7 protein-coding genes and 1 riboswitch are annotated in these 8,362 nt (G+C 54.1%); of the genes, 2 read left to right on the forward strand and 5 right to left on the reverse strand.

Annotated features, from left to right (window positions below; all coding sequences use genetic code 11):
* Window positions 1-314: 314 nt before the first annotated feature.
* Window positions 315-1,166 (reverse strand): glutamate racemase, encoded by an 852-nt coding sequence (murI, locus tag ACTJJA_RS23855; RefSeq protein ID WP_100167541.1) that lies wholly within the window; start codon window positions 1,164-1,166, stop codon window positions 315-317.
* Window positions 1,111-2,958: a TonB-dependent vitamin B12 receptor BtuB gene (gene btuB, locus ACTJJA_RS23860; RefSeq protein WP_089601528.1), complete on the reverse strand. Its 1,848-nt coding sequence runs from the start codon at window positions 2,956-2,958 to the stop codon at window positions 1,111-1,113. Before btuB ends, murI begins: the two co-directional genes overlap by 56 nt.
* A 66-nt stretch (window positions 2,959-3,024) precedes the next feature.
* Window positions 3,025-3,200: riboswitch (cobalamin riboswitch) on the reverse strand.
* Window positions 3,201-3,304: 104 nt separating this feature from the next.
* On the opposite strand from btuB, the gene trmA reads away from it, so the two are divergent.
* Window positions 3,305-4,405 carry a tRNA (uridine(54)-C5)-methyltransferase TrmA gene (gene trmA / locus ACTJJA_RS23865; protein WP_108417926.1) on the forward strand — a complete coding sequence of 367 codons (1,101 nt, stop codon included), beginning with the start codon at window positions 3,305-3,307 and terminating at the stop codon, window positions 4,403-4,405.
* A 90-nt stretch (window positions 4,406-4,495) separates the two neighbouring features.
* Here trmA and ACTJJA_RS23870 read toward each other — a convergent pair whose 3' ends face one another.
* Window positions 4,496-4,855: a YijD family membrane protein gene (locus tag ACTJJA_RS23870; RefSeq protein ID WP_042713638.1), complete on the reverse strand. Its 360-nt coding sequence runs from the start codon at window positions 4,853-4,855 to the stop codon at window positions 4,496-4,498.
* A 9-nt stretch (window positions 4,856-4,864) separates the two neighbouring features.
* Window positions 4,865-5,503, reverse strand: a complete 639-nt coding sequence (gene fabR, locus ACTJJA_RS23875) for an HTH-type transcriptional repressor FabR (protein WP_008501784.1) — start codon at window positions 5,501-5,503, stop codon at window positions 4,865-4,867.
* A 196-nt stretch (window positions 5,504-5,699) separates the two neighbouring features.
* Between fabR and sthA the strand changes: the two genes are divergently transcribed.
* Entirely contained in the window at window positions 5,700-7,100 is a 1,401-nt protein-coding gene (gene sthA, locus ACTJJA_RS23880) for a Si-specific NAD(P)(+) transhydrogenase (RefSeq protein ID WP_042713640.1), read from the forward strand.
* Here sthA and oxyR read toward each other — a convergent pair.
* Window positions 7,083-8,000, reverse strand: coding sequence for a DNA-binding transcriptional regulator OxyR (gene oxyR / locus ACTJJA_RS23885; protein ID WP_014172176.1), 918 nt, complete (start codon window positions 7,998-8,000; stop codon window positions 7,083-7,085). The genes sthA and oxyR overlap by 18 nt on opposite strands.
* Window positions 8,001-8,362: the final 362 nt, after the last annotated feature.

Genomic DNA, 8,362 nt, shown 5'->3' on the forward strand with positions numbered 1-8,362 from the left:
TTTATTGTCCGAAGACATTAAGAATCCATGTCACTTTGAGTGCCCACACAGATTGTCTGATAAATTGTTAAAGAGCAGTGCAACGCGGCTTTCGCTCACCGTTGCGAGGTCCCGTATATTACGTTTTCCTCATTCAGAGTCAAGCAATTATTTTTACTTTTCTCTGTTGGCGTTCATCTCTGAACCCCGCTAACCCGGCGGCTTGCAAGCCGTTGTTCCGTGTCAGTGGAGGCGCATTATAGGGAGTTCTCAGACGTTGACAACCCCTCTTTTAAAAAAAACGTTTAACCGTCTCTTTTTTGCGCAAAACTGTGTCAGAGCGCCAGTTTTTCGAGCGTTTCAAACCCATAACGGCGTAAAACGGGTAAAAGTTGCTCGGTTTCTTTTGTTATCGCCATACAAAAAGCGATATTCGCATCAGACGATTTTGCATCCGGCGCTTCATGTTCCAGCAGCCAGGCCGTGCGTCGAGCAATGGCAGCACCAGAATCCACCAGCCGAGTTCCTTCCGGGAGTACCTCTAACAGTTCTTCTTGTAATAGAGGGAAGTGAGTGCAGCCCAGCACAACCGTATCCGGTGGCTCCGGCATCCGCAGCCACGGGCGAAGAATGCGACGCAGCTCGTCGAGTGATACCGCCTCTCCGTGCAACTTGGCTTCCGCCATCTCCACCAGTTCTGCCGAACCCAGCATTGCGATCTGGCACTCATTGGCGAAACGGTCAATGAGCTCACGCGTATAAGGACGTTTTACCGTGCCACGCGTGGCCAGCAAACCGACGATACCATTCGCCGTCAGACGCGCAGCGGGTTTAATTGCAGGCACAACACCCACAACCGGGAACGGGAATTTTTCACGCAGGGCAGGAAGGGAGACCGTGCTCGCCGTATTGCAGGCAATAACCGCCAGCGCCAGGGGATAGCGCTGTTGAACCGCAGTGACGATTTCAACCACACGCTCCACAATAAAGTCTTCACTCTTTTCCCCATACGGGAACGCGACGTTATCGAAGGCGTAGATATAATGGAGATCCGGCAGCAGATGCCGAATCTCATCATAGACCGAAAGCCCACCGACGCCGGAATCAAACACCAGCACGGTGGGACGCGGATTAGAAGGTGTAGCTGCCAGACAAGGTGTATTCCCGTCCTGCAGTTTGATAGCCATAAACTGTCTCGTAATCTTTATCGAACAGGTTGGCTATTTTACCACGAACTGTGAGGTGAGAGGTGACAGGATATGAAACTGCGGCATCCCACAGGCTTACGCCGCCCATTTTAACCTTTTGATACGGATAGGTTCCGAAGTTGGTGTCGTAACGCGTCCCCAGGTAATGGTAAGTCAGGCTCCAGTCGAGATCATAGATCTGGGTATCGAGCTGGTACTTCACCTGCTGCTTAGCACGACGATCAAGAAGTTCGTTGGTCGTTGCATTACGCGCATCAACATAGTCATATCCGACGGTATGCATCACCGGGCCAGTGTCAAATGACGCCGTGGCTTCTACGCCTTTAATGCGTGCTTTGCCGACGTTGTAATATTCCTGGAGGTTGTTATTGAAGTCGATAAGATTATCGACATCGTTACGGTAAGCGGAAACACGCCAACTCACACCTGCCGTAAGCCCCTCGAATGCACCTTCCCACTGCTTGCTTTCTTCTGGATCAAGATGGTCGTTGCCATAATAGCCGTAAAGCTGTCCTAAATTAGGCGCTTTATATGCCGTGCCGTAAGAGGCGATAAACCGATAACCCTCAATGAATTCCCAGGCGGCACTGCTCTGCCAGGTACCATGGCGACCAAACTGAGAGTTATCGTCGCTACGGGCTGCTCCTTCGAGGGTAAAGTCGCCTAATTTTTGCAACCCAGTCAGATAGACGCCCGTGTTACGCAAGTCGTAGCCATTCGTGACATAGTTCGTGTTGGGCTCAGTGCTCTGTTTCTGCCAGTCGACACCCGCGCCAATGTTGCCGTGCCCGACGTCAACGGAGTTGGTCCACTGAACGTTGTACTGTTTGATTTCATCCAGCGTCGCCGTGGAGTCATAACGCCCCAGATGCGGATCGTAGTTAAAGTCTTTGCTGTGGCTGTAGCTGGAGAGCAACTGTGAATGGAAGATGTCCTCGTTAAAGCGCAACCCGGCATCCCAGGTCTGACTATACAACTGGCGGGTATCAACCAACACATCAGGTGTAAATGCGCTGTAATAGCCGTCATAAGCAGTACGGTTGCTGTAGCCATAACCGCGCACAAAGCCACTCCACTGCTCAGAGAATGTATGTTCCAGCGCGCCGTATAGCGTTTTATTCATATAACCGTCGCGATCGGTCTGAGCAAGACCACCGTTGTTGCCGTCCGCGACCACATCAAAACCTTTGGTATAGGTGTAATCACCCGCCAGCGTCACGCGCGTGCTGTCGCCTAATGTTTGCTGCGTGCTGCCGCCATAGTTTTGATAACCGTGCGAACCTACTCCCGCGTTCAGCGTTGTACCGTCTTTTGCTCGCGTGGTGATAATGTTCACCACGCCGCCAATCGCGTCTGAGCCATACACAGCAGAACGTGGTCCACGAATGTATTCGATTCGCTGCACCAGCGCGATAGGGAACTGGCTGAGATCTGACGATCCCGTGACACCCGCCTGGTTAAGACGAATACCATCGACCAGAATCAGGACGTGACTGGAGTTGGTGCCACGTATAAAGAGAGAAGAGAGTTGCCCCATCCCGCCATTTTGCGCCGTATCCACGCCGGGCAAGCGGCGCATGACATCGATAACGGTCGTGGATTGCCAGCGATCAATATCTTCACGCGTTACAACCGAGGTTGCAGCCAGAACAGATTTTTCAGGTTGTTCAAAACGATTTGCCGTCACCACCAACGAGTCGGCACTGTCCTGCGCCCAGCCCGAAAATGCCGTGACGGACAACGCCGTCAACAGCGATACTTTTTTAATCATTGTTAAAGCATCCACAATATAAGAAGGATGCCGCAGGCCTCATCTATAGCACGCGATGATGAAACCAAATGCGACGTGATCCCGGCAGGTCTTCGGGCTAGGTGGCGTTATACGGATGAAGACTTCCCATTTTCACAGTGTCTACAACTCTCATCCCGCCAGTCTTTACCGCTGCGCGTCAGCTCCAGATTTACACTGGATTCCCTTTTCACTCTCAGGAGACCGGAAACAGAATGCTACAATTAGACACGTATAGATGTCCAGATAGCTATTGGCCATTAAATCTGGACATCCCCTGAACAATGCCTACAATCCCCGCGTAATTCTTTATCACTCAGGACGCATCATGACCCCAGAACACCTCCCGACAGAACAGTACGACGCGCAGCTGGCAGAGAAAGTCGTCCGCCTGCAAAGTATGATGACGCCTTTCAACGCGCCCGTTCCCGAGGTGTTCCGCTCTCCTGTCAGCCACTACCGCATGCGTGCCGAGTTCCGCATCTGGCACGACGGTGACGACCTGTACCACATCATTTTCGATCAGCAGACGAAGTCCCGTATTCGCGTGGACAGCTTTCCGGCGGCGAGCGAGCTCATTAACCAGTTAATGAAGCTGATAATGGACGGCGTGCGCAACAACCCTGTGCTGCGCAACAAGCTGTTCCAGATTGACTACCTGACCACGCAAAGCAATCAGGCGATTGTCTCTCTGCTGTATCACAAAGCCTTGAACGACGAGTGGCGCGAGCAGGCAGAAGCGCTGCGTGATGCGCTGCGCGCGCAGAACATCAACGTTCACCTGATTGGCCGCGCGACCAAAACTAAAATCATGCTCGACCAGGACTACATCGACGAGCGTCTGCCGGTGGCCGGTAAAGAGATGGTGTATCGTCAGGTCGAGAACAGCTTCACCCAGCCGAACGCCGCAATGAACGTGCAGATGCTGGAATGGGCGCTGAAAGCGACGGAAGGGTCTAAGGGCGATCTGCTGGAACTGTACTGCGGTAACGGCAACTTCTCGCTGGCGCTGGCGCGTAACTTCGATCGCGTGCTGGCAACGGAAATCGCCAAGCCGTCGGTTGCCGCCGCGCAGTACAACATTGCCGCTAACCATATCGACAACGTGCAGATCATTCGTATGGCGGCAGAAGAGTTCACGCAGGCGATGAACGGCGTACGCCAGTTTAACCGCCTGGAAGGGATCGATCTGAAGAGCTACCAGTGTGAGACGATTTTTGTCGACCCGCCGCGCAGTGGCCTGGACAGCGAAACCGAAAAGATGGTGCAGGCGTACCCGCGCATTTTGTACATCTCCTGTAACCCGGAGACGCTGTGCAAGAACCTCGAAACATTGAGCCAGACGCACAAGGTTGAACGTCTGGCGCTATTCGATCAGTTCCCGTATACGCACCATATGGAGTGCGGCGTACTGCTCACGGCGAAGTAATGTGGGCCTTGTAGGGCAGGTAAGCGAAGCGCCACCTGCCAAAAAAGCCGGATGGCGCTTCGCTTATCCGGCCTACAATGACAAAACCCTTTACTCTGGTAACTGGCTCTTGCGGCTACGCATGCGTGAGCCAATCCAGAACACCAGCGCCACAGACAGTACAGCCGGCAGGAAGTTAGAGCCGATATCCGGATACTCCGCGCGCACCACGGTGCTATACAGCAAGACGCCCAGAATAAAGCAGGCAGCGGCCAGCCCCGGTAACCCCACCGGCATGGTGCGGTTCAGGTAACGTTGATGCAGGCAGTAAACCGTCAGCACCAGCGCAATAAGCGGGAAAATCGAAAACGGCACGATTGAGCTAAAAATAGCGGCAAACGTACCATTAATGGATAAGCCAGCGATCAATGCCAGCAACAGCGTCCCTTTATCCTGACCTGACTGTTTCATTACTCACCTTCACTCTTCAGTTTGATGTGCCAACTTCTCTTGTTCACGGCGATACCAGTAGTACGCACCTTTCGAAATCATGCGCAGCTGCAATACCAGTCGCTCTTCGAGCTGCTTGCGTTGTTCAATGCTGACATCCAGCGCTTCGGCACCTGCGCTGAAAACAATCGTCACCATGGCTTCGGCCTGTGCTTCAGTAAACGCACGCGGCATATGGTTTTCGAGTTCCAGATAGTCGGCAAGTTCCGCGATGAAATGCTGAATTTCGCGCGCGACGGCGGCACGAAACGCCGCCGATGTGCCCGAACGCTCGCGCAGAAGCAGACGAAACGCGTTGGGGTTATTGCCGATAAATTCCATAAAGGTCGACACGGAGGTGCGGATCACGCTGCCCCCTTTAGCGATACGCTGACGCGCCTGGCGCATCAGCTGTCGCAGCATCAGCCCGCTCTCATCGACCATGGTAAGGCCCAGTTCATCCACATCACGGAAGTGACGATAGAAGGACGTTGGCGCAATCCCGGCCTCGCGTGCGACTTCGCGCAGACTCAAACTGGCAAAACTCCGCTCAGCACTCAGTTGACTGAATGCTGCTTCCACCAGCGAACGCCGGGTTTTCTCTTTTTGTTGTGCTCTTACGCCCATCACGATAGTTGAATCCTTCCAAAGGCCTGATGGCACTATACCAGAGAATAAAATTAATCTGTTTGCCTGGCTTTGTGAATGATTGTTTACGTGCGGTTTGTGCTCCACTGCCGGAAAAAAGCACAACGATAATTGGGTTACTCTGTCAATGATGTTATGATTCTGTTGCTTTTATGTATAAGAACAGGTAAGCCTTGCCATGCCACATTCCTACGATTACGACGCAATAGTTATTGGTTCCGGCCCCGGCGGCGAAGGCGCTGCTATGGGTCTGGTGAAACAGGGAGCCAGAGTAGCGGTCATTGAGCGCTACCATAATGTCGGCGGCGGTTGCACCCACTGGGGCACCATCCCTTCGAAAGCCCTCCGCCACGCCGTTAGCCGCATTATTGAATTTAACCAGAACCCTCTCTACAGCGACCACTCCCGACTTCTTCGTTCCTCCTTTGCCGACATCCTGAATCACGCGGATACCGTCATTAACCAGCAGACGCGCATGCGTCAGGGGTTTTATGAGCGTAACCACTGTGAGATTTTGCAGGGCAACGCGCATTTTGTGGATGAACATACCCTGGCGCTCGAATGCCACGACGGTTCGGTTGAAACCCTCACCGCCGAAAAATTTGTGATTGCCTGCGGTTCACGTCCATACCATCCGGCAGACGTGGACTTCTCGCACCCGCGCGTTTACGACAGCGACTCCATCCTCAGCCTGCAGCACGAGCCACGCCATGTGATCATCTATGGCGCGGGCGTGATTGGCTGTGAATATGCGTCGATATTCCGCGGAATGGAGGTCAAAGTTGATCTCATCAATACCCGCGACCGCCTGCTGGCATTCCTCGACCAGGAGATGTCAGACTCCCTCTCCTATCACTTCTGGAACAGCGGGGTAGTCATTCGCCATAACGAAGAGTACGAGAAGATCGAAGGCTGCGACGACGGGGTGATCATGCACCTGAAGTCCGGCAAAAAGCTGAAAGCCGATTGCCTGCTGTACGCCAACGGCCGTACCGGCAACACAGATTCACTGAAGCTGGAAAATATCGGGCTTGAGACCGACAGCCGCGGTCAGCTGAAGGTCAACAGCATGTACCAGACCGCGCTACCGCACGTTTACGCGGTCGGCGACGTAATTGGTTACCCGAGCCTGGCCTCCGCCGCTTACGACCAGGGGCGCATTGCGGCTCAGGCGCTGGTAAAAGGCGAAGCGACGGCGCACCTGATCGAAGATATCCCAACGGGGATCTACACTATTCCTGAAATCAGTTCGGTCGGTAAAACCGAGCAGCAGCTGACGGCAATGAAGGTGCCTTACGAGGTGGGACGTGCCCAGTTTAAACATCTGGCGCGGGCACAAATCGTGGGGATGAGCGTGGGTACGCTGAAGATCCTGTTCCATCGCGAGACGAAAGAGATCCTCGGAATTCACTGCTTCGGTGAACGCGCGGCGGAAATCATTCATATCGGCCAGGCAATAATGGAGCAGAAAGGTGGTGGTAACACCATCGAGTACTTCGTTAACACCACCTTTAACTACCCGACGATGGCGGAAGCCTACCGGGTAGCTGCGCTGAACGGCTTAAACCGCCTGTTTTAACGCGTTGTCAAAATGGCCATCCATCGAACCACGGATGGCCTCTGCCAGCTGCTCATAGCGGCTGCGCAGCGGTGAACCCGGACGATAAACGAGACCAATGGTGCGACGCGGCTCCGGCTTGATGCACGGCAGATAGACCACGCCATCACGCTTACGCTCGCGCGGCACGGCCAGCGCAGGCAGCAGCGTAATTCCGCTTCCTGCCGCGACCATATTACGCAGCGTTTCCAGGCTGGTTGCGCGGAAATGAGTATCCTCATCCGCACCCGCTTCGAAGCAGAAGCCCATCGCCTGATCGCGCAGGCAGTGGCCATCTTCCAGCATCAGCAGCTTTTCACCGGCCAGATCGGCCATCGGCACGCGATCGCGGTTCGCCCACGGGTGATCTTCATAGATCGCCAGCATCATCGGCTCATCGAACAGCGGCACTTCAATAAAGGCTTCGCTCTCTTTCACCAGCGCCAGAATGGCGCAGTCGAGCTTGCCGCTATCTAACTGCGCCAGAAGCTGATGCGTTTGCGCTTCATGCAGGTACATTTCGAGTTTCGGGAACGTCTGGTGCAGCATCGGAATGATGTGCGGCAACAGGTACGGGCCAACGGTTGGGATCAGGCCGATATGCAGCGGGCCGGACATCGCCTCCCCCTGCTGGCTTGCCATTTCCTTGAGCACTTTGACCTCGCGCAGCACGGTGCGCGCCTGATCCACCAGCAGCAGACCTGCCTGTGTGAACAGAACCTTACGACTGGTGCGCTCCAGCAGCATCACGCCCAGCTCGTCTTCCAGCTTGCGGATCTGACCGCTCAGCGTGGGCTGGCTGACGTGGCAGGAATCTGCCGCGCGGCGAAAGTGACGATGCTCGGCTAACGCTACCAGGTATTCAAGATCACGAATATTCATTATTCATCCTCCGTCGCCACGATAGTTCATGGCGATAGATAGCATAGCAACGAACGATTATCCCTATCAAGCATTCTGTTGAATAATACGCCACATAGACGAGGCGGCACGTGTTTGACCCTTGACGTCCCCGCACCGTCAGCGAGTTTCTCTCAAAACTCGAACAACTAAAGCCAACGTGAACTTTTGCGGACCCCGTGGTCCGCTTTTTTTTTGGCAAAAAAAAGCCCAGCGCTAAGCCGGGCTCCGTTTTTCTCCCTCTCCCTGTGGGTGTACAGTCCGGGGACATGGTAGACAGGTGTTCGGGGACATGGTGAACACTTTTTAACATCCTTTACCCATGGTGATCGACTTTTTCTTCA

It is taken from the genome of Enterobacter sp. 22452, assembly GCF_052045065.1.
In the GTDB taxonomy this organism is placed as follows: Bacteria; Pseudomonadota; Gammaproteobacteria; order Enterobacterales; family Enterobacteriaceae; genus Enterobacter; species Enterobacter mori.